We start from the raw sequence: 24773 nt of genomic DNA on the forward strand, positions 1-24773 counted from the left end.
AAAAACAACGCTGTTTCATAAAAAGAGCGAACGTTCGCTTTTTTCTAAAAAATATTATATGCTTCGCTCATGCCGTCAGTGAATTGGAGTTCACGGCGGCAAGAAAAGTGCAAGACGGGGCAGTTTGGGATGCCCGCGATAGTGTGCCGAAGACCTTCATATAATAAAGAGAGACCAACTTGAAACATAAATATCTGCCCCTCCTGATCGTTGCCGCTTTCGCCGGCATTTCCTCCACCGCACAAGCATCGGGCTACCGTTTCGGCTCGCAAAGCGTTTCCGCCCAGGGCACGGCCGACGCCAGCGGCGCCGAAGCGGCCGACGCCTCGACCATTTTCTACAACCCTGCCGGCCTGTCGCGCCTGGAAGGCACGCAGTTCGTCGGTGGCGGCACTTTGGTAGTACCGCATTCGACCTACCAGGACACGGGCTCGCAGCAGTTTTGGAAGGGTAACCGTACGCCATTCACGGCCACCAAGGATTACGCCCCGGATGCGGTGGTGGCGCCTGCCTTGTATGCCAGCAAAAAGATCAATGATCAATGGACTGTGGGTGCCGGCCTGTTCGTGCCGTATGGCGCCAAGCTCGACTATGGCAATGACTGGCATGGCCGTTATGCGATCACCAATATCAAGCTTGAAGCCATCGCTCTGAATCCTTCCGTGTCGTTCAAGCTGGACCAGCATCACTCGTTCGGTTTTGGCGTAACGGCCGAATACATGAAGGCGGAACTGGGCCAGGGCGTGGACGTGCCGGGCACGGTTGCTTTCCTGGGCGAGAAAGCGCCAGCCGCATCGACGGCCTTCCTCGGCAATATCCTGAAAACGCAAGGCATGGCAGCGTTTGTCTCCGCGAGAACTGCGCTGCAGGGACAGATCAATGACGGCCACGCGTCGATGGATGGCCATGACTGGGGCTTTGGCTTCAACCTCGGCTATCTGTACCAGCTGAACGAAGGCACGCGTTTCGGTATCGCTTACCGCTCGTCGATTTCGCACCAGCTGAAAGGCAGCACCATCTGGGACTTCTCGCAAGTGACGAGCAACCCGGCCGTGAACGCCTTCATCGCCAAGGCCTCGAACAAGGTCAATTCCAAGGCGCTGGTGGAATTGCGCACACCGGAAACCCTGTCGGTCAACGCCTTCCACCAGATGGATGATCGTTGGGCTCTGATGGGGGACGTCACCTGGACCCGCACTTCGCGCCTGGAGAACCTGGACATCCAGTTCCCGCCGACGGCCGAAGGCGCCGAGCGCATTCGCCAGAACTGGAAAGATACCTACCGCGTGTCGCTGGGCACCAACTACAAATACAGCGAAAATCTGCTGCTGCGCGCCGGTATCGCACATGACCAGGCGCCAGTGCGCAGCGCCGAGTTGCGCCACCCAGCGCTGCCGGACAGCGACCGCATGCAGTACTCGATCGGCGCGAACTGGAAGCTGAACGCCAATTCCTCGATCGACCTGGCCTACAGCTATATCGACTTCAAGGATGCTGATGTCAATTACACAAACGACTGCTCGCCTGTCAAGACTGGCTGCACCGGCAACGGTGAAACCACCAAGGGCCTGTTCAAGACCCGCATGCAGTTGATCGGTCTCGCTTACAACTACAAGTTCTAAGCAGGTAGTGGCGGCCGACCCGGCCGCCATGAAATGAAAAAAGCGCCTTCGGGCGCTTTTTTTTTGGGGTGCATGGATTTTCGGGAGTTGTCGGCTTACGCGCTGCGCGCTAACCCGACCTACGCTCAGGCTTTGATGCGCATGGCCTGATCCAGCAAGGTCAAGGCCAGCCGCACGCTGTCGTCGGGCAGTTCCAGCAAGTTATCTCCCACATACCATTCCACCACGCTGTGCCCGGGCAGCGCCGCGTGGCTGGCGCGGCCGAACAGCCAGATGCCGTGGTCGGCGGCCACCTGGTTGCGGATGGCAATGGCCCGCTCGCGCGAGACGGGCAAATACAGGTGCAGCATGTTGGCCTGCGGCTGGGCGGGATTGACGGCTATCGATGGAAAATCGCGCAGCAGCGCGTACAGCCACTGCGTGCGCGCAAAATAACGGGGCATGGCGGCCAGGCGCGCGTCGAACTGCATGGCGGCGGCCACCACGTAGGGCGTGCGGTGCACGATATTGCCGCCCTGGCGGCGGAACCACTCGCGCGCCCGTTCGACAAAGGGGCGCCTGCCGGCCAGCATGGCGCCACCGAGGCCGCCGATGCCCTTGTACAGCGACACGTACACGGAATCAAAACCATCGCAGATGGCGGGCAGGGACTGCTGGAAACCCGCTTGCGCTTCCCACAGGCGCGCGCCATCCATGTGCAGATGGATGTTGTGCTCGCGGCAGTGCCGCTTGATGTCGTTCAATTCGTCCCACGACGGGCACTGGCCGCCGATTTCGCGCATCGGCAACTCCAATTGCGCGGCGCCCAGCGCATCGGGCACGGCGCGCAAATCGTCCGCCGTCCACGGACGGTGCGGGTCGCCGAGCATCAAACCCTTGAAGTGGTCGAGCAATTCGTGGTTGCCCCGTTCGTGGCGCAGGATGTGCGAAGTCGGATGCAGCGCCACCAGGCGCGAACCGCGGTCCTGGCACGCCAGGCGCAGGGCGGTGACCTGCGTCATGGTGCCCGTGATGCAGAACACGGCCGCCTCGAAGCCGAGCAGGCCGGCGATCTTGTGCTCGAACTGTTCGATCAGCGCGCCTTCGCCATAGGTGTCGTGCGCGATGTCGTTGGCCTCGCACCAGGCGGCCATGGCGGCAAAGGTGGCCGCAGGCGTCGGTTGGCGGTGGCCCGGCAGGACGGTGTGGCAGCGTTGGCGCAGTTCGAACTCGGTCACGGTCATTCCTTACAGGGTGGCCGTGGCGAGTTTCGCGCCGAAGCCGATGAACATGGCGCCCACGCCGCCGCCCATGCCGGCCGACAGGCGGCGACGGCGGCGAAAGGTGTCGGCCAGGCGCGCGCCGACAAAGATGATGGCCGTCAGATAGGTAAAACTGATCACCTGGCAAATCAGGCCCAGGCCGACGAAGGACAGCACCGGGTTCGGGAAGGCCGGGTCGACGAACTGGATGAAAAACGAGATGAAGAACAGGATGGCTTTCGGGTTCATCAGGCTGATGATCAGCGCCTTGCGGAATGGATCGCTTTCCTTGACAGGCGCTGGCGCGACAGGCGCTTCACCATCGGCCGGCGTGGGCGCGCGCAGCTTGCGCCAGCAGCCTATCAGCATTTGCAGGCCGATCCAGCCCAGGTAGGCCGCGCCGATGTATTTCACCACGTAGAACAGGGCCGGGCTGGCTTTCAGCAGCGAGGCTACGCCGCAGGCCGACAGCACCATCAGAATCAGGTCGCCGGCGAAGATGCCGAAGGCGCCCTGGTAGGCGGGCCGCACGCCGCGCTGCGCGGCGACCGACAGCACGTACATGGAATTGGGGCCGGGCAGGATGACGATGAAGATGGTCCCCAATAAAAAGGTCCAGAAATCGGTGATGCCCAGGTTGGCGTGGAAAAGTGCGTTCATGATGGTTCTGTTTAATTGATTTGTGCGTGATGGAATTGCAGGGCCGCCAGGTTGGCGTAAATACCTTTCATTGCGACGAGCGACGCATGCGTGCCCATCTCGACGATCTTGCCGTCTTCCATGACGATGATGCGGTCGGCCCGCTGCACGGTGGCAAGGCGGTGCGCGATGATGACGGTGGTGCGGCCCACCATGGCCGCTTCCAGCGCTTTTTGCACCAGGCGTTCCGATTCCGCGTCCAGCGCGCTCGTCGCTTCATCGAGCAGCAGCAGCGGCGGGTTTTTCAGCAGGGCGCGGGCGATGGCGATGCGCTGGCGCTGGCCGCCGGACAAACGCACGCCACGTTCGCCGAGGAAGGATTTGTAACCGTTCGGCAGGCGCTCGATGAATTCGTGGGCGGCCGCCATTTTCGCGGCCGCGATGACTTCCTCGTCGCTGGCGCCGGCGCGGCCGTAGCGGATGTTCTCCATGGCGTCGGCCGAGAAGATCACGGTATCTTGCGGCACGATGCCGATGGCGTCGCGCAGGGTGTGCAGGTCGAGCTGTTTGATATCCACGCCGTCGAGGCGGATGCTGCCGCTTTGCGGGTCATAAAAACGCAGGAACAGCTGGAACAGGGTGGTCTTGCCGGCGCCCGACGCACCGACGACGGCCACCGTTTCGCCGGCGCGGATGTCGAGGCTGACGTGATCGAGCGCCGCGGTATCTGGGCGTGATGGATATGAGAACAGGACGTCGTCGAGCGACAGCGCGGCGCCGTTTGCTGCGCGGGCGGGCAGCGGCAGCGGTGTGGCAGGCGACTCGATGTCCGATTTGAGGGCCATCAGTTCCAGCAGGCGTTCGGTGGCGCCGGCGGCGCGCTGCGCTTCGCCCATCACTTCGGACAGGGCGCCGATGGCGCCAGCCACGATGGAGGCGTACAGGATGAACTGGCCCAGATCTCCGCCCGTCATCGAGCCTTCCAGCACGGCGCGCGCGCCCAGCCACAGCACGAAGACGATGGTGCCGAAGACCAGCAAAATCGCGATCATGGTCAGCAAGGCGCGGGCGCGGATGCGGCGCATGGCCGTCATGAAAGCGCCTTCGACGGAGTCGCCGAAGCGTTTCGATTCGATTTTCTCGTGCGTGAATGCCTGCACGGTGGGCATGGCGTTGAAGATTTCACCAGCCATGGCCGACGCGTCGGCGATGCGGTCTTGCGAGTCGCGCGACAGCTTGCGCACCTTGCGGCCAAACACGATGATGGGAACTACCACCAGGATCAAGAGGCCGATGATGATGCCGGCCAGCTTGGCGCTGGTGACGAACAGCATCACCAGGCCGCCCAGGAACAGCAGCACATTGCGCAGCGCCATCGAGATGCTGGTGCCGACGACGGCCTGTATCAGGGTCGTGTCGGTGGTGATGCGCGACAGCACTTCGCCCGTCTGCGTGGTTTCAAAGAAGGCGGGACTTTGCGTGACGACGTGGCGGTACACGGCGCTGCGGATGTCGGCTGTGACGCGCTCGCCCAGCCACGACACCGTGTAAAAGCGCGCGGCCGTGGCCAGCGCCAGGATGGACGCGACGCCGAACAGGGCGAGGAACACCAGGTCGACGTGCTGGATGCTCTTGGAACCGGCCGCGCCACCGAAGCCGAGGTCGATCATCTGCTTGAAGGCGGCAGGAATGGCCAGGGTTGAGGCGGCGGCCACCACCAGCGCGATACCGGCCAGGAAGAACTGCTTGCGGTACGGCGTCAAAAAGGGCATCAAGCCCTTGAAGGCTGCCAGGCTGCCTTTTTTCAGCTCGCGGCTGGTGCCGGTGTCGGGAGTTGCTGCGGTGCTTGTGGCGGTTGTTGTACTGGTGCTGCCTGTTTCTGTGCTGGTTGTCATTGTTTTTCGCTTAGTCTTTACTGTATCTGGTATCGCATATTTATAATTGCTTATAACTTCATCGGCTGCACGTAGCCCGTCATTTCCAGGTAGGCGCGGCCCACGGGCTGGCCGTCGCGCTCCACGGTCACGGCGCCTTCCCAGTACACGGCCCCCGTCGAACGGCGCGAATCAAGCTCCTGGTCCGGCTGCAGCGGCTTGATCTGCCAGCGCGTGGGGCCCGTGCGGATCTCCGTGGCGACCGGGTATTCGGCCTGGGTGCGGGGTGAGCGCCACAGCTGCGTGGGCGTGAAATCGACGTCGCCGGGCGCGAACTGCGTCATCTTGCCGGAGGCATCGCGCCATGTCGCGTGCGCCCATAGTTTAGCACCTGTCTTGCTGCGGATCTGGAAGGCCATCAGGGCGCCGCCGTCATCGAGGTTGGCGCCTATCCAGTTCCAGCCACTGGCGTCCGCATCGAGCACCTGGCTGGACCACTCGTGATCGAGCCAGGTGGTGCCCGTCACGGCTTCGGCCTTGCCGCCCGCGCGCGCGATCGTACCCGTGGTTCGCAGCTGCGGTTCGCTGTAGTAGTAGCTCGATTGCGTGGGCCGCGCGCCCTTGCGCGAATAGCCGCCTTGGCCCTGCAGCAGCACGGGCTGGGTGGGCGCGAGGGTCAGCTGCAAGTTGAATTCGCGCGCGGCCAGGCTGACCCGGTAGCTGCCGTCCTTGTGCCGCTGCATGCGCCAGTCGTCGAGTTTGACGTCCGTGTCGCCCACCTTGGCGTAAGCCAGGCCGAAGCCCTCGCGCGCGCTTTTCTCGTCGTGCAGCAGCTTGCCCACCTTCGGATCGGACAGGGCCGCATGGCCGATGATCAGCTGTTTCGGCGCGAACGCGCTGGGGTTCAGCGTATCGGTAGCCGTGGCGCTGCGAAAGAAGGTCACCTGGTAGCCCAGTTGCTCGCCGCCTGCGGTTTTGACCCAGCCCGTGGCGTACCACCATTCCGTTTTATAGGCGGGATGGGCGCCGAAGTCGTGCGGCAGGCGCAGGGTCTGGCCGGCCGGCAGCGGCGTGACGGGGGCGAAGGCGGGCGGCGCGGCCAGGGCAGGCAAGGCCAGCGTCAATATCAACATGAAAACACGGCGCATTACCAGTCCTCCCTGACGGCGCGGATGGGGCCAGCGGACAGGGCTTGCCTGCCCGCGATCAGTGCCGTGGCGGCGGCTGCCGTCAGCAGGGCGCCGGCCACGGTGGCGATCAATGGCCATGGCAGGTGCAGCTGCATGGTCCAGTGGAACGATTGCGGGTTGACGATGAAGACCAGCACAAAGCTGATCAACAGTCCCAGGACAAAGCCGGTGGCGATGCCCAGCGCCGTCAGCGCGCCGCCTTCGATCGCCAGGATGGACAAGATCTGCCCGCGTGTCACGCCCACGTGGCGCAGCATGCCGAATTCGCGCGCGCGCGCCAGGGTTTGCGCCGAGAACGTGGCGGCCACGCCGAACAGGCCGATGACGATGGCGATGGCTTCCAATAAATACGTGACGGCGAAGCTGCGGTCGAAAATCTGCAGGCTCAGGGCGCGGATGGCCGAGGGGTTCGACACTTCCAGGCTGGCGCCGAAGGGCAAGGCCTTCAAACGTGTTTGCAGTTCGTCACCCGTGGCGTCCTTGGCCAGCCACAGGGCCGCGTCGCTCACGTCATTGTCGCCAGTCAGCGCGCGGTAATCGTCCAGCGGCATCTGGATGGCGCCGGACGAGCGCGCGTAATCGCGCCAGATGCCGGCAACAAAGAACTGGTGCAAGCCGCCCGCCAGCGGCAGGGCGATCTGCTGGCCCGGTTTGACGTTGTACAGGTCGGCCGCCGCCTCGGACAGCCACACGGGCCGGCTGCCTGCCGGCACGGGCAGCGTGTCACCCACCAGCACCATGCTCTTGCCCGGGTCTGGCAAATTGATGGGACGCGCCAGCAGCGCCACGTTGGGACGGTCGGGCGCCAGCGACAGCGAGCGCACGCGCTGGAAATCCACCCTGGCCACCTCGGGCAGGGCGGTGATGCTGGCCTGTTCGCGCGGGTTCAAGCCTGCCGTGCCGCCGCTGGCGGCCGTGCGCGCATACACGTCGGCCGGCAAGATCTGCAGCAGCCAGTCGTCGACGGAGACGCGGAAACTCGACACCATGATGGCCATTGCCACCATCAGGCTAAAGCTCGACAGCACGCCGCCGAGGGCGATGCCGGCCTGGCCCGAGGCATTCGCCAGGCGGGCCAGGGTCAGGCTGCGCACGGGCGCATGTTTGCTCGTTTCCGTGCGCAGCCAGGCGCGCTGCAGGAAGCGGAAGACGACGGCGGCCAGCTGCGGCATCAGGGCGATGGCGCCGATCAGCAGCAGCGCGATGGACAGATAGCCGAACAGCGGCAGTTCGAACACGGGCGGCAGGAACGTCAAGGCGCCGGCCAGCAGCAAACAAGCCAGCGCCGGCCAGGTTTTCGCCAGGCGCGTCGTCACGACTTCTTCGCTGCCCGATTTCAGGGCGATGGCGGGGGCCGCGCGGGCCGCTTCCAGCGCGGGCGCGGCGCAGCCCAGCAAGGCGACGCCGAGGCCCAGGGCGAAATACACGAAGGCGGCGACGGGCGTGAACTGCACCTGCGGCTGCACGCCCGCGAAATAGCCGGCGCCCAGGTCGCCGCCGAAGAAGCGCAGGGCCACGGCGGCCATGGCGTAACCGCCAGCGATGCCCAGCGCCGCGCCGACGATACCGAGGCTGGCGCCTTCGAGCAGCACTTGGCGCAGCAACTGGCCCCGCTCCATGCCCAGCACGCGCAGCAGCGCGAACTGGCCGCGGCGTCGGATGACGGACAGCGCCTGCGTGGAAAAGACCAAAAAGGCGCCCGTAAACAGGGCGACGAGGGCCAGCACCGTCAGGTTGACCCGGTAGGCGCGGCTCAGGTTATTGTTGCGGCTATTCTGGTTTTCGTCGTTGGGCTGGGCCACCTGGAAACGCCCCGGATACTGCGCTTCCAGTGCGCGCGCGAGATCGGCCTGGAAGGCGTCGCGGTTCACGCCCTGGCGCAGTTTCAAGTCGATGCGCGACAGCTTGCCCAGCTTGTTGAAGCGCCATTGCGCCGCGCCGATATCCATCACGGCGATGCGCTGGCCGGCGCGCGCCCGCTGCAGCGAACCGGCCACGCGCAGCGCTACCGTGCCCGTGCCCGATTGCAGGGCCACCTGGCCGCCTTCGGCGACAGCCAGCCAGTGCAAGGCGGCGGGCGACAGAAAGACGGCGTCGTCGGCCAGGGTGTCGAAAGGCTGGCCTTCGGCGGGTGCGCCGATCAGGTCGGGCGAGATGAAGCCGGCGCGAAAGACGTCGAGCGCCAGGATGTGCAGCGGGCCGCTGTCCCTCTTGCCGGCCACGCCGGCTTGCAGTTCCAGCACGGGCGAGGCCACGGCCACGCCGTCGCGCTGCGCCAGCTGCGGGTAGATGCTTTCGTCGAACAGCGTTTCGCGCCCGGCCACCTGCACGTCGGCCTGGCCGGACAGGCTTTTGACGGCCGTGGAAAATTCATTGAAGGCGGCCGCGTTGATCAGGTGGATGGCAAAGCCCAGCGACACGCCGATGGCGATGGCGAGGATGGCGACGAAGGCGCGCACGGGATGCGCGCGCCACTCGCCCAGCAGCAGCCAGCGCGACAGCAGGCGCGTGCCCGCGGGATTTGCTGCCGGCGCACTCAATTCAAGCATTCGACGGCCAGGCGTTCGCCGGCGCGCCGCGCTTTCAATTGGGCCGCGTCGCGGTTTTTGTCGCCTGCGCCGACGGCGTCCTGCGCCGCCCATTTCTGTTCCAGGCGCAGCTGGGCGCAGTGCTTGTCGCGCGTTTCCTTCTGCTTGGCGGCCCGCTCGCGCGCCTGGTCTTCCAGTTTTTCCTGTTTCTTGCGCGCCGCTTCCAGCTGGCTCGCCACCCGTTCCTGGCGCGTGGCCGCGCCCTTGTCGACGGCCGGCGGCGGCGAGGGGATTTCCAGGATTTGCAGCTGGCCGGCCGTGCAGGGCGTGGCGCTATAGCTGGTGTGGCCATCCTGCACGCATTTGTAGACGTCCTGCGCACTGGCGGAGCCGGCCAGCAAGGCCATGGCGCAGAGCAGGAGGGACGGCGATCTCACAATATCTTCCCCGGATTCATGATGTTCTGCGGGTCCAGCGCCTGTTTGACAGCGCGCATCAGCTGCAGTTCCAGCGGCGACTTGTAGCGGGCGAGATCCGCTTTTTTCAGGGCGCCGATGCCGTGTTCAGCCGAAATGGAGCCGCCAAAGCCATGGACCTGGTCATGCACGATGCGGTTGATGGCATCCTGGTTGGCGAGGAAGTCGCGGTCCGTCATGCCGAGTGGCGGCGCCACGTTGTAATGCAGGTTGCCGTCTCCCAGGTGGCCGAAGCACACGAGCTGGCAGCCGGGGAAGGCCGTTGCCAGGGCCGCATCCGTGACGCTGATGAAGTCGGCGATGCAGGAAATCGGCAGCGAGATATCGTGCTTGATGTTCTTGCCCGCCTGCGCCTGCGCCAGCGGGATGTGTTCGCGCAGCTGCCATAGTCCCTCGGACTGCGCCACGGAACTGGCGACGACGGCGTCGGCTATCAACTCGTCTTCCAGGGCCGCGCCGATGCTCGCTTCCAGCAATTCGACGGCGTGCGCCTCGGACTGGCTGCTGGACAATTCGAGCAGCACATATTGGCCATGCGGCTCGGCGAAAGGCCGCGGCAGTTGCGGGAACTGTTCCGCCACCAGTTGCAAACAGTATTGCGACATCAGTTCAAAACCCGTCAGGCTGGCGCCGCAATGGTCCTGCATCAGGCTTAATAAACGCAGGGCGTGGGCGGGCGTAGGCATGGCGGCCAGCGCCGTGATGCACGCTTTCGGCTGCGGGTACAACTTCATCACCGCGCCCGTGATGACGCCCAGGGTGCCTTCGGCGCCGATGTACAGGTCGCGCAAATCGTAGCCCGTATTATCCTTGCGCAGGCCGCGCAAGCCGCTCCAGATTTCGCCTTGCGGCGTGACCACTTCCAGGCCCAGGCACAGCTCGCGCGTGTTGCCGTAACGCAGCACGGCCGTGCCGCCCGCGTTGGTGGCCAGGTTGCCGCCGATGGTGCAGCTGCCCTCGGCCGCCAGCGACAAGGGGAACAGGCAGCCGGCGGCGCTGGCCGCTTCCTGGATGGTTTGCAAAATGCAGCCCGCGTCCACCGTGATGGTGCGGTTGACGGGATCGAGCGCGCGGATGCTGTTCAAACGCGCCAGCGACAGCACGATGGCCGTGCCGGCCGCATCCGGGATGCTGCCCAGGACCAGGCCCGTGTTGCCGCCTTGCGGCACGACGGGGACTTGCCATTGCGCGCAGGCGCGCAGCACGCCTGCCACCTGTTCCACCGTGGCGGGGCGCAGCACGGCCAGGGCCTTGCCGGTAAACCGGTCGCGCCAGTCGGTGAGGAAGGGCGCTGTGTCGGCGTCGTTGGTGAGTACGTAGGCTTCGCCCAGCAGGTCGCGGCAGGCGGCGAGAAAATCGGCTTTTTCAGTCATTTCTTGATACTCACTTTATTCACTTTTTCCAGCAGCTCTTTGGCCATGCGCTTGGCGGCCTTTTTGTAAGGACGCAGATACAGCACGGCGCAGACAAAATAGACGCAGACGATGGCCGCTTCGCCCCAGGCCATCAGGGCCGAGGTGGGGTTCGTGTCGCTGTAGCCGCGCACCACGCCTTCCGTAAAATACAGCAGGATCACCATCGACGACCATTGCAGGGTATAGACGTCGCGCTTGATGACGCCGTACAGTGGGATGAGCAGGGGTGCGGCCTTCAGGACGACCCAGGAGCCGCCCGGCTGCAGCGGCGCGATCACGGTTTCCCACAGCACGCACCAGATGATCAGGGTGACGAGGCTGGCGATGGCGCCCCAGTGAAAATACTTGTGCAGTACGCCGTGCATCATGCGCCTGCCAATTTCGCGGCGTTTTCCGCCAGGCGCCGGCCCAGGGCGATGGCCAGGCGCTTTTCATCGTCGCTCAGGGCCTTGTCGCCATCGATTCCCGACCAGTGCGTGGCGCCATACGGCGAGCCGCCCGTGGACGTCGTCATCAGTTCGGGATGCGTGTAGGGCAGGCCCATGACCAGCATGCCGTGGTGGAAGAGGGGAATCATCATCGACAGCAGGGTCGATTCCTGGCCGCCATGCAGGCTGCCAGTGGACGTGAACACACAGGCGGGCTTGCCGGACAGGCTGCCGGCCAGCCAGTCGCTGGCCGTGCCATCCCAGAAGTACTTCATGGCGGCAGCCATGTTGCCGAAGCGCGTGGGCGAGCCCAGGGCCAGGCCCGCGCACTCCTGCAAGTCTTCCAGTTCCACATAAGGCGCGCCATCGGGCGGCACTTCCGGCGCCGTCGCCTCGGCCACGGTGGAGACGGCGGGCACGGTGCGCAGGCGCGCATCGCATCCAGGCACGCTTTCCACTCCCTGGGCTATCAGCTCGGCCAACTGGCGCGTGGCGCCATGGCGTGAATAAAACAATACGAGAATAATCAGATTGGTTGGCTTCATCATTGGTATTATAGGGCGCTTTACAGCCTGATACGACTGCTGTCATGGCGCCGTTCTGATTTTGCACATGTTTTCAAAATATATAATCCCGTTCTTTCAATACCTGTGGCGCACCCTGCACATCGGTGCCGACATTGTGCGTGGCCTGACGTGGTCCGAAACGCGCGACCTGCTGCAATTCGCGCGCCGCCGCGTGCGCGAGGAAAGCCTGCCGCAAGTGGCCGGCAGCCTGACGTTCGCCACCGTGTTCGCGCTGGTGCCGTTGCTGACCCTGGCCCTGGCGATCTTCACCACTTTCCCTCTATTCAATACCTTCCGCCACGCGCTGGAAGACTATTTCGTGCAAAGCGTCATGCCCAAGGGCATATCGAACACCATCCTCGATTATCTGACCACGTTCGCATCGAAGGCCACGCGCTTGTCGGCCATCGGCGCGGGCGCCCTGATCGTCACGTCGGTGGGCATGATGGGCTTGATCGAACGTGTCTTCAACCGCATCTGGAGAGTGCGCCAGGAGCGCCGCTGGACCAAGCGTCTGCTGGTTTACTGGGCCATCGTCACCCTGGGACCGCTGCTGGTGGGCGTGTCGCTGACGGTGACGTCGCGCCTCTTCATGGCCACCAGCGGCGTGGTGGGCGCCGTGCCTTTCATCGGCGCCGTGTTTTATACCCTGGTGTCGATCGGCCTGACCATGCTGGCGTTTACCCTGCTGTACATCGCCGTGCCGAACCGCGACGTGGACTGGCGGGACGCGGCCTGGGGCGGCTTGCTGGCGGCGCTGGCGTTCGAGGTGGCCAAGCGCGGCTTCGGCGAATTCATCCAGGAATTCCCCACGTATTCGCGCATCTACGGCGCACTGGCCGCCTTGCCGCTGTTCCTCGTGTGGATTTACCTGAGCTGGATGATCACCCTGGTGGGCGCCTTGCTGGTGGCCGCCTTGCCCGTCGTGAAATATGAACGCTGGTGGTACGAGGCGGCGCCGGGCAGCGAATTCGTCGACGCCGTCGCTATCCTGAAAGTGCTGCACCAGGCTTGTCACTGCGCCGATTCGGCCCTGGTGGGCGCGGCGGAAATTCGCCGCAGCACGCGCCTGGGCTTCGAAGAGATGGAAACCCTGCTCGACAAGATGGTGCAGCAGGGCTGGGTAGGACGAGTCAACGTGGATGGCGCCGTGCGGGTGCAGTGGGGCAAGCGCGTGGCCGACAGTTCCGACCACTGGGTCTTGCTGGGCAACGTCAACCGTATCAGCCTGGCCGACGTCTACCGCCTGTTTGTCTTCGGCGGCATGCGCGTGAACTCCGGTTACCCGGCCGGTTCCACGAATGAGCGCGACATCAAGGCGGCCGAAGAAGCGGCCGCGCTGGCGGCGCAGGTGGAAAACGCCGTGGAGCAGGGACTGGGCCTGACTTTGGCCCAGCATTTTGGGGACGTGCGCTGCGCCTGATGGGCAATCAGGGGTTGAGCCGCTCGTACAGCAGGACATCGAGCGCGCCCGTCAGCGTATTGCCCTCTTCGTCGAGCAGGGTGTAATCCTGCTGGCTGTCGCCGAGCGAGGCGCTGCCCTCGATGCCGCACACCAGCTGGTATGTGGCGTCATCGATCGCCAGCTTGATCAGGGCCAGGACTTGCTCGCGCTGGCCATCGGCCAGTGCCAGTTCGTCGAGCAGGGCGCCAAGCCGGGTCTGCCCCTCGCATCCCTGCGCATATAGCGCCAGCAGCGACGCATTGGATGCGACGACATCATCGATGAATTTTTTTGCGTGCATGGATTCCTTGTCTTGCAAAAATCACAGCAGCACGGGCCGCAAGGCCGCCTGCAGCGCCACCGCCTGGAACGCGGCCGCATCCTGCGCGCGCACCACGCCCAGATAATAGGTGTCCTCGTCGCCGTGCAGGTTGACCAGGCGCAGCTGATGCGGCGCCAGGTGGGCGGCAATGGCGGCCAGGCCGTCGGCCATCGCGTCGCCATCCTCGCGCTGCGCCCAGCGGAAGTCCTGCAGCGCGGGCAGGCCGATATGCTGGGCGATGCGCGGCACTTCATCGACCGATTTCCAGTCCAGCGTGGCGCCGTGACCCAGCACATCGGCAGCCGTGGACCAGAGCAGGAAGAAGCAGGCCGCCTCGGGCGTATCGCCTTCGTATTCTTCTTCCGGGTCGTCCTGCGCCAGTTCTTCGAGCGTGATGTCCACGCAGCGCGCGGCCAGTTCCGCATCGCCTTGCAAGAGCAGGGCGGCGATGGCGCGCAATTGCTCGCGGTCGGCCTTGGCCAGGATTTGCGCGGGCGTGAAGCTGCGGCGCTTGGGGGGCTTTTTCTCGGGATTTTTCTTGCTCAAGCCGATAGACTCGCTCAACTGGGCCGTGATCGCCGCCTTGAAGTTTTCCACGGTGTCGAACTGCTCCAGCAACTGGCCCGTGAAATCCATGCTCCAGGCCATGCCATCCTTGACGACGTATAAAAAGTCGCTTTGCACGGCGACGCCACGCAAATGGTGGGCGGGTGGATACAGGGGCGTGAAAGCCTGTTTTCCATCCAGGGTCAGCATGCACGCGAGGCCTTGCGCGTCGATGGCGAAGATCAGGTTCTTGCGCAATTTGGGCGGCGACGAGGTGGTGGCGCAGTCGATGGCCTCGTACTGGCATGGCGCCAGCAGCTCGCCCTGGCTATTGACGAGGCCAAACAGGAAGCGCCCGGCGATGCGCTGGCTGACGATGGCGATTTTTTTCTTCGTGCCGATATCCTGCACGGAGCTGTAGGCTGGCGGCACCACGACCTTGCCCATCTTGTCGACCACGCCATACACATTGCGTTTTTTGTCATCGTCAGTCTGGTCTGTCTGGCGCTCGATGTCGATCAAGCCATCGTTGCGCAGGCATATGTTATCCACCCTGTCGATGAGCAGCGCGCCGTCGGGCAGGCGCAGCAAGCGGCTGGCGCCGTCCGGATCGATTTGCTGTAGCAGGTGGGGGCTGATCACGTACAGGGCACCGGGGGCGGGCGGCAGCACCAGCGTGCCGTTCAAGTCCATGACGCCGTGCGCGTCGGGCGCTTCCGCCGTGGCAAAGGTGATCCAGCCATCGTCCGCATAGTAAACGCCCAGGTCCACATAGCGCTGCGACAGCGGCACGATCCAGCGGCCATACGGCGTGACCAGGCCGGTGACGTCCGGTTCGCCGGCAGTGCTCACTTCATAGCACAGCGCGTCTTCTTCCCAGCCCACCACTTCCAGGCCTTGCAGGAAAGGCAGTTCGTCCGTGCCGAGTTCCTCGACATTGGCCAGCTGCGCGCTGGCCGTGGCCGACCAGTAGCCGGTGGCAGGCGACGCGGCGCCGATGGCCAGCAACGGCGCCAGCGCTTCCCGGTCGCCGCGCAGCAAGGCAGAGAGCAAGGCTTGCGCCTCGGCGCGCAGCGCGTCGAGCCCGGCCGCGTAGTCGGGCGTGCCGATATCGTGCGGGATCAGTTGTGCGCCATCGAGGATCAGCCATGGCTGGCCGCCCGCCAGCAAGGCGCTGATGGCGCCGCGCGCGACGATGGCGGCCGCGTCGCGCGGCTTGTCCATCAGCGCGGACAAGGCTTGCCAGCTGGCCTGCGCCTGCGCCATCGGCGCGGCCAGCACGCAGGGGCAGTCCTCGCCATCGCCGTAGATGGGCCAGGCGGTGGTCTGCGTGCCGGCGCCGATGAGTAGCTTGAACAGCATCGGCGTGTCCAGCCGCCACTCGGCCAGGCCCGTGATCGTCTCGGTGTCGAAGCCGGCTTGGCCGGGCAAAAAGGCGGTGCTGAACAGGGCTGCGGTATTGATCATTGATATTTGTCTGAAAGTGAACGGGGGATTCAGGGCGATGGCGGCATGACCCAGTGGGCCAGCGCGCTGCGCTCCAGTCCCAGGTGTTTGGCCGCGGCGGCCGCCTCGAAAGCCCACAGGCCGTAGTAGCCGCCCAAGCCTTGCGCGCGCAAATGGCCGTTGAACCAGTCTTCGCGCACCAGTGCGCCGTGCCAGCTTGCCAGGTAGTGTTGCAGGTGATCGAGCTGCTGCGCGGCATCGTCCGCATCCAGGCACTCGAACAGGGCTGAATAGGGTTCTGCGAAATACCATTCGTCGACGGCGGGACGCTGGGGATCAACGGTGGACAGTAGCGCCTCGTACACGCCGTCTTCGCCATCGAAGGCCGTCTGCAGGGCGGCCAGGCGGGCAGTCAGGTCGTGGCGGCCGAACAGCAGGGTCGCGCCCAGCAGCTGCAGGGTGCGCGCGTAATCCGTCAATTGTTCGAAATCAAAGGCCGGCAAGGCGTCGTCATCGTAGGCTGCGGCCAGGGCCGCGCGCGCCGTTTCGCAGGCGGCGACGGCCGTTTCCAGCGCCGGTTCCACGTCAGGCAAGGGCAAACCTGCCGTGTAGCGTAGCGAGAAGACCTGGTAAGCCGTGCTGGCGGCGGCGCACGCCCAGTAAGCCGCGTCGCCACCGTCGTTTTCCGCCTGCGCCTGCGCGCGTCCGTAGGCGGCCAGCAGGGCGTCGAGGTAAGCGAGGTTGCGGCCAAAGTCGAACGCAGTGCCGAACGTCTCGGGCGGCACCTGGCGCGGCGCGTGGGGCCAGGGCGTGGATGCAACCGGGCAGGTGGCGGCGCATTCGCGCTGGATGGCCCAGTCGGCGAAGATTTGCTGCATATACTGCGCCGTTTCGTCGTCGTGGACGATGGCCCCGACGCCCACAAAGGTCGTGCCCAGCAGGGTGTAACCAGGGAAGCGGCTGCTCTCGTAGGCGATGGTGGTCACGCTCTGGATGGTCCTGCCGTCGCTCAGGTCGCGCACGCGGAAGTACACATCGTCCCAGCCGGCCAGCGGTGCCGCTGGCGGTTCATTCGGCAAGGTCGCCCAGCTGCCGTCCTCCTGCTCTTCATAGGCGTCGAGCAGTTCGTCGAGGCCGCCGGGGCGGTCGATGCGGTTGTTGGCGTCGTATTGCAGGCCCAGTTCGGCCGCGAAGGCGGCCGCGTGGCGGCCCTCGAAGACCAGGTACTGGGAGCTCGTGGTGCCGACCAGCAGATCCGTGTGCTGGCCCGCCACGACGAGCGCCTGCGGCAGCCGGCACCATTGGTAGTATGGAATGCCGGCCATGGGGCCGCCTTCGTCCGCCAGCGGGTTAGTGAAGCGCAGCTGTTCCAGCCATTTATAGCGTTCGTGCCGCTCCGCTTCCGTGCCGCTGCCGCGGCCAGTCAATTCATCGTGCAGGGTATTCAACAACATCATTCGTCTATCCTAAAAAAGTCCGCGTGGCGGGTGCTTATACTGCTGCCGTTTGCGCAAACGCAAACAACGCGTCGAGCACGGCGTCCGGCTGCTCGGCCATCAATTCGTGCCCGCTGTCGACTTGCACCACCGTGCCATGCGCGATGGCAGACGTGAGCAGGCGGGTCGATTTGGGCGGCGTCATCATGTCGCGCGCGCCGAAAATAAATAAAGTCGGACAGTGTACCGAAGCGGCGGCGATTCCGCCGTTCGCGTAGGCATCGCAGGCGAAAAAATCCGTGTGAAACACATGATCGGGGTTGAGGGTGGCGATGCGCTGTTTCAAGCGCCGCGCGCCGCCCATGGCATAAAAGCCGGGGCCGGGGAACGACGGCTTTTGCGCGATCGACGAGTGCGACCAGATATTGACCATGTCGATGGCCGCCTGTTCATCGTTGAGCGACGTTTCCAGCAGCGCCGGCGAGACCTTCATCGGGTAGGTGGAGCCCAGCATGGACAGGTGGCTGACACGCCCGGGCGCCAGGAATGCTGCTTCCAGCGCGATCAAGGAACCCATGCTGTGGCCGACCAGCAGGGCCCTGGCCGCGCCGGCCGCATCCAGCACGGCCAGTATCCAGCGCGCCAGCTCTTCCACCGTGGTTTTCGCCGCGCCCAGGCTGCGCCCATGGCCCGGTAAATCCACGGCCAGCACGTTCCAGCCGTGGTGGGCAAAGTAGCGCGTCTGCAGGGCCCACACGGAATGGTCGTTCTGCGCGCCGTGGATGAAAACGGCCGTCGGCTGGTTCGGGTTGAATGGTTTGCCACCCGTGTAGCAGTAAGCCGTGGTGTTGTCGATGGTGAGCAGCATCTCAGGCGCCTTTCTGCGACAGTTTCAGGCCACGGGCCAGGTCTTCGATCAAGTCATCGGCGTCTTCCAGGCCGACGGACAGACGCATGGTGCCCTGCGTGATGCCCGCCTGCGCCAGCTGGTCGTCGGGCACGCGGAAATGCGTGGTGGAGGCGGGGTGGATGACGAGCGACTTGGCGTCGCCCACGTTGGCCAGGTGCGAGAATATTTTCAGACTGTCGACAAAGCGCTGGCCCGCTGCACGGTCGCCGCGCAGGCGGAAGGTAAACACGCCGCCCGCGCCTTTCGGCAGCAGGGTTTTCGCCAGCTCGTAATCGGGGTGCGACGGCAGTTCGGGGTAGGACACGGACTCCACGGCCGGATTGGCCAGCAAAAAGTCGATGATTTTGCGCGTATTGGCCACGTGGCGGTCCATGCGCAAGCCCAGGGTTTCGATGCCCTGCAAGATGGCGAAGGCATTGTGCGGGCTCATGACGGCGCCGAAATCGCGCAAGCCTTCGCGCCGCGCGCGCAGGGCGAACGGCGCTACAGTCGATTCCTCGGCGAAGACCATGCCGTGGAAGCCGTCATACGGCTCGCACAGTTCGGCGAAACGCCCCGTCTTGTCGTATGCCGTTTGCCAGTCGAAGGTGCCGCCATCGACGAGCAGGCCGCCGATGGCCGTGCCATGCCCGCACAGGAATTTGGTGGCCGAGTGGAACACCAGGTCGGCGCCATGCTCGAAGGGGCGCAGCAAATACGGCGTGGTAAACGTCGAATCGAGCATCAGCGGCAGCTGGTGTTCGTGCGCCAGCGCGGCAATTTGCGGGATGTTCAGCACGTCGAGGCCGGGATTGCCCAGGGTTTCGGCAAACAGCACGCGGGTAGAGGGCCGGATGGCGGCGCGCCAGGCGTCCACGTCGCGCGGGTCGACAAACGTCGTCTCGATGCCGAAGCGTTTCAAGGTGTAGGCCAGCAGGTTGTGCGAGCCGCCGTACAGGGCGCGCGAGGCGACGACGTGCGATCCGGCGCCCGCGATGGTGGACAAGCCCAGGTGCATGGCGGCCTGGCCGCTGGCCGTGGCGATGCCGGCCACGCCGCCTTCGAGGGCGGCGATGCGCTCTTCCAGCACGGCGTTGGTGGGATTCGAGATGCGCGAATACACGTGGCCGGCCCGCTCCATATTGAACAGCGAAGCCGCGTGCTCGGAACTCTTGAAGGCAAACGAAGACGTGAAGTGGATGGGCGTGGCGCGCGCGCCCGTGGCCGGGTCGGGCGCGGCGCCCGCATGCAGGGATAAGGTATCGAAACCGGGGTATTTCGGGCCGCTCATGGTGTCTCCGCCAAGTTTTATAGTGGCAAGATCGTAACCTGATTTACCTCTGAGCAAAAGGGCTCTCGTGCAGGGCGCATGGCGCCGTGCTGGCGAGCAGCGCGTGTAAGCTGCGGTGTAAAAAAAGTGACCGGCGCGGTGTGGCGGTGGTAGGATACCGGATCAGCGATATTCGGGCTGTTTGACCTGTGCGCGTGCGCCGCGCCGCAGGGAAGGCTGCTACGTGCCAGCGAAATCCTGGGCTTCAGGCGAACTCTCATCGCATGTCCACCAGGAAAGATTTTATGCCCGCAATATCGTTCGACGGCGACCTCGCCGTACCCGGACCTTCTATCGTCGACGGCCTGTGCCACGCAGGCTGGCTCATGCAAGAGCATTTCATCTCCCCTGAACTGAGCCGCCAGCTGGCCGCCGAATGCGTGCAATCCATGCTCAGCGGCAAGATGAAGGGCGCCGGCGTGGGCAGCGGCCATGCACCGCTGCTGCAGCCGGACATCCGCGGCGACCATATCGAATGGCTGGAACCGGGTCGTTCAGAGGCGTGCGACCGCTACCTGGCGCACATGGAAGCGCTGCGTTGCATGCTCAACCGCGAATTGTTCCTGGGACTGGAAGAGTACGAAAGCCATTTCGCCCTGTACGCGCCGGGCGCCTTTTACCGTGCCCATCTGGACCGTTTCCGCGATGACGACAAGCGCACCGTGTCCGTCGTGCTGTACCTGAACGACGACTGGCTGCCCGGGCACGGCGGCGCGCTGCGCCTGCATCCGCAAGGCGCGCCTGTGGTGGATGTCTTGCCGCAAGCGGGACGCATGGCCATGTTCATGTCGGGCGAGATGCTGCACGAAGTGCTGCCGACAGCGCGCGAACGCCTGTCCATCGCCGGCTGGTTCCGCCGCAGAGCGTAACGAAAAGGTGCGCGCAATCCCCCTCGATTTGATTGCGCGCAAGGCTGGATTTTTCCGCAGGCATAGGCTACAGTCGCAGTAAGGGCTAGAATAACTAAAATACCAATCACGCGGACAGGACGGCCAATATGAAAGTATCTGAAATTCTCCAAGTCAAGGGCAATATCCTCTACACGGTCACGCCTGACCAGCCCCTGCTTGACGCGGCCAATACCATGGCTGAAAAGGACATCGGTTCGCTGGTGGTCATGGAATTTGGCGACCTGGTCGGCATGCTGACCTTCCGCGAGGTGCTCAACGCGCTGCATGAAAACGCGGGCCAGATCGGCGGCGGCACCGTGCGCAAGCACATGGATGACCACCCGATCACCGTGACGCCGGATACGGAAGTCAACGAAGTGCGCCGCATAATGCTGGAAAAACACGCACGCTACCTGCCCGTCATGAACGCCAAGACCTTGCTGGGCGTCATTTCCTTCTACGACGTGGCGCGCGCCGTGCTCGAAGCGCAAAGTTTCGAGAACCAGATGCTGAAAGCGTATATCCGCGACTGGCCGGCCGAAACCACCGATTAAGCGACGCTGATCGAGTAAAAACAACGCCGGCAACTGCCGGCGTTTTGCATGGTTGATTCAAAGTGATGCCTAGGCAGCGCCCTGCAACGCTTCGTTGTTTAGCCAGGTGCCCAGCGCCGTGGCCGTCATCGGGCGGGCGAACAGGAACCCTTGCGCCATCGGACAGCCCAGGGCCTGCAAAATTTGCGCCTGCCGCTCGTCTTCCACGCCTTCCGCGATCACGGCCAGGCCCAGGTTGCGGCCCAGTTGGATGACCATTTCGGCGATGCTGCTGCCGCGCGCGGAACCCGTGATCTCGGTGACGAAGGCGCGGTCGATCTTCAGGCGGTCGACCTGCAGGCGCTGCAAATAGGATAGCGAGGAAAAACCCGTGCCGAAGTCGTCGATGGCGATGCTGACACCCGTCTGCTTGATCTGCCACAGCATTTTGATCAGCAGGTCCGGCTCTTCCATGGCCATCGATTCCGTGATTTCCAGCTCGATGAATTCGGGCGGCGCCTGCGTCTCTTCCAGCGCCGCGCGCAGCATTTCCAGGAACAGCGGGTGGCGGAACTGCACCTGCGACACGTTGACGGACATGACGAAGTTGCGGTGGCCCTGCTCGCGCAGCAGCACCAGTTCGCGGCATGCCGTGCGCAGCACCCATTCGCCGAGGTCGATGATGATGCCCGAATACTCGGCAATCGGGATGAAGCGGTCGGGCGAGATGAATTTGCCGTCCGGCGTCTGCCAGCGCAGCAGCGCTTCGGCGCCCACGGGGCGGCGCGTGGTCAGGTCGATCTGCGGCTGATACACGACAAACAGCTGGCCCTGGCTGAAAGCCGTGCGCAGCGCGTGCATCATGCGCACTCGTTCGCGGATTTCGATGCCCATGCTGCGCGAGAAATAGAAGTGTCCGGCGCGCTGCTGGCTTTTCGCCCGCTTCAGGGCGATATCGGCATCCTTCAGCGCATCGGCGCCCGTGCCCGCATGTTCGCCCAGCCGCACCAGGCCCAGGGTGGCGGACAATTGCACGTCCTGCCCATCGATGCAGAACGGCGCCTGGAACAGGGCCAGGATGTTGTTAGGATTGACTTGCGAGGAGTCGCCCAGCACGCAAAAGATGTCGCCGCCCAGGCGCGCCACCGTCAGCTGGGGGCCCAGCTGGGTTTGCAGGCGTCCCGCCACGGCCACGAGCAGCATGTCGCCGAACTGGTGTCCCAGCGCGTCGTTGGTCTCGGCAAAATGGTCGAGGTCCACCAGTGACAGGGTGGCGTCGTCGCGCGCGGGGCCGGCCAGGGTGGCGTCGAGGATTTCCACCAGGCGCGTGCGGTTGGGCAGCTTCGACAATTGATCGTAGAAGGCGGCATTGTGCAGGTGCGACACCAGCTCGACGTTGTCCAGGCCCACGGCGACGTTGCTGCAGAAGACTTCCAGCAGGCTTTCATCGATGGCCGACAGGGGGCGCGGCAGCACGAGGTAGGCGGCCGCGTCGCGGCTGGCCTTGCCAGCGAAGTACAGGGTGGCGTAGTCGTGCGCGTACACATTGCGCCGCTGCGCCAGGGTGTGCTCGATGGCGGCCATCACGCGCGGGTTTTGCAGGCCGCACAGCGCGCTGTGCGGCAAGCTGGAAAAGCTGCCGGTGCAGGCCGAAACGAGCAGTTCCCGTGCGCCATTGTCCTGCAAATCCTGCACGCACAGCACGCCGTCGGCGCGGATGCCCAGCAGGTCGGCGATCTGCGCCAGCACGCCGGCCGAGAAATTCTGCACGCCGTGCAGGGCCATCAGCTGCGTGCTGGCGTGGACGATACGGTCCAGGCCGCGCCGGCTGCTGCTGATCGAACGGATCTGCTCATACGAGCGGATGGCGGCCGTCACCGTGGTAAACAGCTTGATGCGCGTCAGTTCGGACTTGGTCTTGTAGTCGTTGATGTCGAAATCGCGGATGGCGTCGATTTCCGGCGCATAGCCGGGCTGGCCCGTGCGCAGGATGATGCGTACGTCCGTCATTTTCAGGGTTTCGCGGATGTAGCGCACCAGGTGCAGGCCCGCGTCATCCTGTTCCATCACCACGTCGAGCAGGATGACGGCGATGTCGTCTTCATGCTTGAGCAGTTCGCGCGCCTGGCCGGCCGAATACGCATGCACGAATTCCAGCGGGCGGTGCTGCATTTCCAGGTTGCCGAGGGCGAAAGTGGTGGTGGAGTGGACGTCTTCATCGTCGTCGATGATCATCACCCGCCAGACGCTGCGCGGTGCGGCCGTCAGGGGCGCCGCTGGTTGTTCATCGAGGAATACCAGGTCGTCGTGATCGTCCTTGTTGGCGTCAAGGGGGATGATCGGTGCGGGCATGTATAGCTTCTCCAGGATGACTCGGAACGAGATGTGAGCACATCAGAAATGTCCATGGCGTTGTTGCAGCGCCTCGCCGTACTTGCGTACTGTCTTCGGCGCCGCGCCTAGCCCTGACCATTTCTGATGCACTCAGGGCGCATCGAAAATGTAGCACTCAGGTACTGCCGAGGATCGCACATTTTCTGATGGTCCATCGTCCAAGTATATAGCTATTTAATAAGCAAAATGTTTTTTTAAATCTATTCTGTGGAGCAATATTTGTTGTATTGCATGATTGCAACTCATCTCTGGTATTTTTTATATGAAAAAATACGCGGGATTTTAAAATGGCGAGATGGGTGGGGGAATATCGGGGCCTGGCGTGGCATTAGCGGCATGGCATGCCCCGCAGGCTGGTAGAATTGAGTTTTCCAGTCCTCACACTTCCTACTATGTCCGGCAATTCTTTTGGCAAGCTGTTTACTGTTACCACTTTCGGCGAATCGCATGGTCCGGCCATCGGCTGCGTGATCGATGGCTGTCCTCCTGGATTGATCCTGTCGGAAGCCGATATCCAGCCCGAACTGGATCGCCGCAAGCCGGGCACGTCGCGCCATGTGACGCAGCGCCAGGAATCCGATACGGTGGAGATTCTGTCCGGCGTGTACCAGGGCGTGACGACGGGTACGCCCATCGCGCTGCTGATCCGCAATGAAGACCAGCGCAGCAAGGATTACGGCAATATCGCGGAAAGCTTCCGCCCCGGCCATGCCGACTACACCTACTGGCATAAATACGGCGTGCGCGATCCGCGCGGCGGCGGGCGCTCTTCGGCGCGCCTGACGGCGCCCGTGGTCGGCGCGGCGGCGATCGCCAAGAAATGGCTGCTGCAGCAGTACGGCACCACGTTCAAGGGTTGCATGAGCCAGCTGGGCGACATTCCCGTGCCGTTCCAGTCGTGGGAGCACGTGCATGCGAACCCGTTCTTTGCCGCCAGCGGCGACGCGGACCTGATCGCGCGCATGGAAGCAGCGATGGACCAGTTGCGCCGCGACGGCGATTCCATCGGCGCGCGCATCGACGTCATCGCGCAAAACGTGCCCGTCGGCCTGGGCCAGCCCATCTACGACAAGCTCGACGCGGACATCGCTTACGCCATGATGGGCATCAATGCGGTCAAGGGCGTGGAAATCGGCGCCGGTTTCGATTCGGTGGCGCAAAAAGGTTCCGAGCACGGCGACGAACTGACGCCGGAAGGCTTTATCGGCAATAACGCCGGCGGCGTACTCGGTGGTATCTCGACGGGACAGGATATCAGTGTCTCGATCGCCATCAAGCCGACGTCGTCGATCCGTACGCCGCGCCGCTCGATCGATAAGGAAGGCAATCCCGTGATGGTCGAAACCTTCGGCCGCCACGACCCGTGCGTGGGCATCCGCGCCACGCCGATCGCCGAAGCCATGCTGGCGCTGGTGCTGATCGACCACGCCCTGATGCACCGCGCGCAATGCGGCGATGTCAGCGTGAATACGCCGAAGTTGAAGTAAGGAATGTTGTGGTGTCGGATTACGGGCCTGCGGCCCTAATCCGACCTACGACCTATGCCATGCGTAGCGGCAAAATG

The 24773-nt window shown here is 64.1% G+C and carries 20 protein-coding genes; 5 read left to right on the top strand and 15 right to left on the bottom strand.

What is annotated here, in order from left to right; genetic code table 11:
• Nucleotides 1–179 precede the first annotated feature (179 nt).
• Nucleotides 180–1622, top strand: a complete 1443-nt coding sequence (locus KO539_RS28430; RefSeq protein ID WP_219313567.1) for an OmpP1/FadL family transporter — start codon at nt 180–182, stop codon at nt 1620–1622.
• A gap of 125 nt (nt 1623–1747) precedes the next feature.
• Here KO539_RS28430 and KO539_RS28435 read toward each other — a convergent pair whose 3' ends face one another.
• Genes KO539_RS28435 through wrbA form a run of 9 tightly spaced genes read right to left on the bottom strand, consistent with a single transcriptional unit; the run spans nt 1748 to nt 11958 of the window.
• Complete coding sequence (locus KO539_RS28435) at nt 1748–2839, bottom strand: beta-eliminating lyase-related protein (protein ID WP_219313569.1); 1092 nt, start codon at nt 2837–2839, stop codon at nt 1748–1750.
• A gap of 9 nt (nt 2840–2848) precedes the next feature.
• The gene (gene leuE, locus KO539_RS28440) at nt 2849–3523 is read right to left on the bottom strand and encodes a leucine efflux protein LeuE (RefSeq protein WP_219313571.1); all 675 of its coding nucleotides are present in this window, start codon (nt 3521–3523) and stop codon (nt 2849–2851) included.
• A gap of 11 nt (nt 3524–3534) precedes the next feature.
• Nucleotides 3535–5397: an ABC transporter transmembrane domain-containing protein gene (locus tag KO539_RS28445; RefSeq protein ID WP_219313572.1), complete on the bottom strand. Its 1863-nt coding sequence runs from the start codon at nt 5395–5397 to the stop codon at nt 3535–3537.
• Nucleotides 5398–5447: 50 nt separating this feature from the next.
• Nucleotides 5448–6524 carry a carotenoid 1,2-hydratase gene (locus tag KO539_RS28450; protein ID WP_219313574.1) on the bottom strand — a complete coding sequence of 359 codons (1077 nt, stop codon included), beginning with the start codon at nt 6522–6524 and terminating at the stop codon, nt 5448–5450.
• Nucleotides 6524–9115 (bottom strand): FtsX-like permease family protein, encoded by a 2592-nt coding sequence (locus KO539_RS28455; protein ID WP_219313576.1) that lies wholly within the window; start codon nt 9113–9115, stop codon nt 6524–6526. Before KO539_RS28455 ends, KO539_RS28450 begins: the two co-directional genes overlap by 1 nt.
• Nucleotides 9103–9531: a DUF4124 domain-containing protein gene (locus KO539_RS28460; protein ID WP_219313578.1), complete on the bottom strand. Its 429-nt coding sequence runs from the start codon at nt 9529–9531 to the stop codon at nt 9103–9105. Before KO539_RS28460 ends, KO539_RS28455 begins: the two co-directional genes overlap by 13 nt.
• Complete coding sequence (locus tag KO539_RS28465; protein ID WP_219313580.1) at nt 9528–10943, bottom strand: FAD-binding oxidoreductase; 1416 nt, start codon at nt 10941–10943, stop codon at nt 9528–9530. Before KO539_RS28465 ends, KO539_RS28460 begins: the two co-directional genes overlap by 4 nt.
• Nucleotides 10940–11350, bottom strand: a complete 411-nt coding sequence (locus KO539_RS28470; RefSeq protein ID WP_374106501.1) for a DUF2069 domain-containing protein — start codon at nt 11348–11350, stop codon at nt 10940–10942. The genes KO539_RS28465 and KO539_RS28470 overlap by 4 nt, the downstream gene beginning before the upstream one ends.
• Nucleotides 11350–11958: an NAD(P)H:quinone oxidoreductase gene (gene wrbA, locus KO539_RS28475; protein WP_152281303.1), complete on the bottom strand. Its 609-nt coding sequence runs from the start codon at nt 11956–11958 to the stop codon at nt 11350–11352. Before wrbA ends, KO539_RS28470 begins: the two co-directional genes overlap by 1 nt.
• 67 nt (nt 11959–12025) lie before the next feature.
• On the opposite strand from wrbA, the gene KO539_RS28480 reads away from it, so the two are divergent.
• A complete protein-coding gene (locus KO539_RS28480; protein ID WP_099403191.1) occupies nt 12026–13402 on the top strand; it encodes a YihY family inner membrane protein in 1377 nt (458 codons plus the stop codon).
• Nucleotides 13403–13409: 7 nt separating this feature from the next.
• Here KO539_RS28480 and KO539_RS28485 read toward each other — a convergent pair whose 3' ends face one another.
• From KO539_RS28485 to KO539_RS28505, 5 genes are read right to left on the bottom strand one after another with little or no spacing between them, the layout of a single operon-like run.
• A complete protein-coding gene (locus tag KO539_RS28485; RefSeq protein ID WP_219313584.1) occupies nt 13410–13724 on the bottom strand; it encodes a hypothetical protein in 315 nt (104 codons plus the stop codon).
• Between the two features lie 21 nt (nt 13725–13745).
• A complete protein-coding gene (locus KO539_RS28490; RefSeq protein ID WP_219313586.1) occupies nt 13746–15758 on the bottom strand; it encodes a WG repeat-containing protein in 2013 nt (670 codons plus the stop codon).
• 29 nt (nt 15759–15787) lie between these two features.
• Nucleotides 15788–17194, bottom strand: coding sequence for a PoNe immunity protein domain-containing protein (locus KO539_RS28495; RefSeq protein WP_219313588.1), 1407 nt, complete (start codon nt 17192–17194; stop codon nt 15788–15790).
• A 34-nt stretch (nt 17195–17228) separates the two neighbouring features.
• Nucleotides 17229–18041: an alpha/beta fold hydrolase gene (locus KO539_RS28500; protein ID WP_219313590.1), complete on the bottom strand. Its 813-nt coding sequence runs from the start codon at nt 18039–18041 to the stop codon at nt 17229–17231.
• A 1-nt stretch (nt 18042) separates the two neighbouring features.
• On the bottom strand, nt 18043–19353 hold the full coding sequence (locus KO539_RS28505) for an O-acetylhomoserine aminocarboxypropyltransferase (protein WP_219313592.1): 1311 nt from the start codon (nt 19351–19353) through the stop codon (nt 18043–18045).
• A 284-nt stretch (nt 19354–19637) separates the two neighbouring features.
• Here KO539_RS28505 and KO539_RS28510 point away from each other — a divergent pair, with 284 nt between their 5' ends.
• Nucleotides 19638–20261, top strand: coding sequence for a 2OG-Fe(II) oxygenase (locus KO539_RS28510; protein WP_219313594.1), 624 nt, complete (start codon nt 19638–19640; stop codon nt 20259–20261).
• A 128-nt stretch (nt 20262–20389) separates the two neighbouring features.
• The gene (locus KO539_RS28515) at nt 20390–20836 is read left to right on the top strand and encodes a CBS domain-containing protein (RefSeq protein WP_010398828.1); all 447 of its coding nucleotides are present in this window, start codon (nt 20390–20392) and stop codon (nt 20834–20836) included.
• Nucleotides 20837–20905: 69 nt separating this feature from the next.
• Here the strand turns inward: KO539_RS28515 and KO539_RS28520 are convergent, their stop codons facing one another.
• The gene (locus KO539_RS28520; protein WP_219313596.1) at nt 20906–23167 is read right to left on the bottom strand and encodes a bifunctional diguanylate cyclase/phosphodiesterase; all 2262 of its coding nucleotides are present in this window, start codon (nt 23165–23167) and stop codon (nt 20906–20908) included.
• Between the two features lie 434 nt (nt 23168–23601).
• Between KO539_RS28520 and aroC the strand changes: the two genes are divergently transcribed.
• Complete coding sequence (gene aroC / locus KO539_RS28525; RefSeq protein ID WP_070224428.1) at nt 23602–24696, top strand: chorismate synthase; 1095 nt, start codon at nt 23602–23604, stop codon at nt 24694–24696.
• Nucleotides 24697–24773 lie beyond the last annotated feature (77 nt).

The organism is Janthinobacterium sp. NKUCC06_STL (assembly GCF_019345455.1).
In the GTDB taxonomy this organism is placed as follows: domain Bacteria; phylum Pseudomonadota; class Gammaproteobacteria; order Burkholderiales; family Burkholderiaceae_D; genus Janthinobacterium; species Janthinobacterium rivuli.

Excerpts from the sequence above, each read along its gene's own strand:
- KO539_RS28520 (WP_219313596.1), bottom strand. The coding sequence starts at position 23,167 with ATGCCCGCACCGATCATCCCCCTTGACGCCAACAAGGACGATCACGAC.
- KO539_RS28485 (WP_219313584.1), bottom strand. The coding sequence starts at position 13,724 with ATGCACGCAAAAAAATTCATCGATGATGTCGTCGCATCCAATGCGTCG.
- KO539_RS28470 (WP_374106501.1), bottom strand. The coding sequence starts at position 11,350 with ATGCACGGCGTACTGCACAAGTATTTTCACTGGGGCGCCATCGCCAGC.
- leuE (WP_219313571.1), bottom strand. The coding sequence starts at position 3,523 with ATGAACGCACTTTTCCACGCCAACCTGGGCATCACCGATTTCTGGACC.
- aroC (WP_070224428.1), top strand. The coding sequence starts at position 23,602 with ATGTCCGGCAATTCTTTTGGCAAGCTGTTTACTGTTACCACTTTCGGC.
- KO539_RS28455 (WP_219313576.1), bottom strand. The coding sequence starts at position 9,115 with ATGCTTGAATTGAGTGCGCCGGCAGCAAATCCCGCGGGCACGCGCCTG.
- KO539_RS28490 (WP_219313586.1), bottom strand. The coding sequence starts at position 15,758 with ATGATCAATACCGCAGCCCTGTTCAGCACCGCCTTTTTGCCCGGCCAA.
- KO539_RS28465 (WP_219313580.1), bottom strand. The coding sequence starts at position 10,943 with ATGACTGAAAAAGCCGATTTTCTCGCCGCCTGCCGCGACCTGCTGGGC.
- KO539_RS28510 (WP_219313594.1), top strand. The coding sequence starts at position 19,638 with ATGCCCGCAATATCGTTCGACGGCGACCTCGCCGTACCCGGACCTTCT.
- KO539_RS28495 (WP_219313588.1), bottom strand. The coding sequence starts at position 17,194 with ATGATGTTGTTGAATACCCTGCACGATGAATTGACTGGCCGCGGCAGC.
- wrbA (WP_152281303.1), bottom strand. The coding sequence starts at position 11,958 with ATGAAGCCAACCAATCTGATTATTCTCGTATTGTTTTATTCACGCCAT.
- KO539_RS28515 (WP_010398828.1), top strand. The coding sequence starts at position 20,390 with ATGAAAGTATCTGAAATTCTCCAAGTCAAGGGCAATATCCTCTACACG.
- KO539_RS28505 (WP_219313592.1), bottom strand. The coding sequence starts at position 19,353 with ATGAGCGGCCCGAAATACCCCGGTTTCGATACCTTATCCCTGCATGCG.
- KO539_RS28480 (WP_099403191.1), top strand. The coding sequence starts at position 12,026 with ATGTTTTCAAAATATATAATCCCGTTCTTTCAATACCTGTGGCGCACC.
- KO539_RS28450 (WP_219313574.1), bottom strand. The coding sequence starts at position 6,524 with ATGCGCCGTGTTTTCATGTTGATATTGACGCTGGCCTTGCCTGCCCTG.
- KO539_RS28445 (WP_219313572.1), bottom strand. The coding sequence starts at position 5,397 with ATGACAACCAGCACAGAAACAGGCAGCACCAGTACAACAACCGCCACA.
- KO539_RS28500 (WP_219313590.1), bottom strand. The coding sequence starts at position 18,041 with ATGCTGCTCACCATCGACAACACCACGGCTTACTGCTACACGGGTGGC.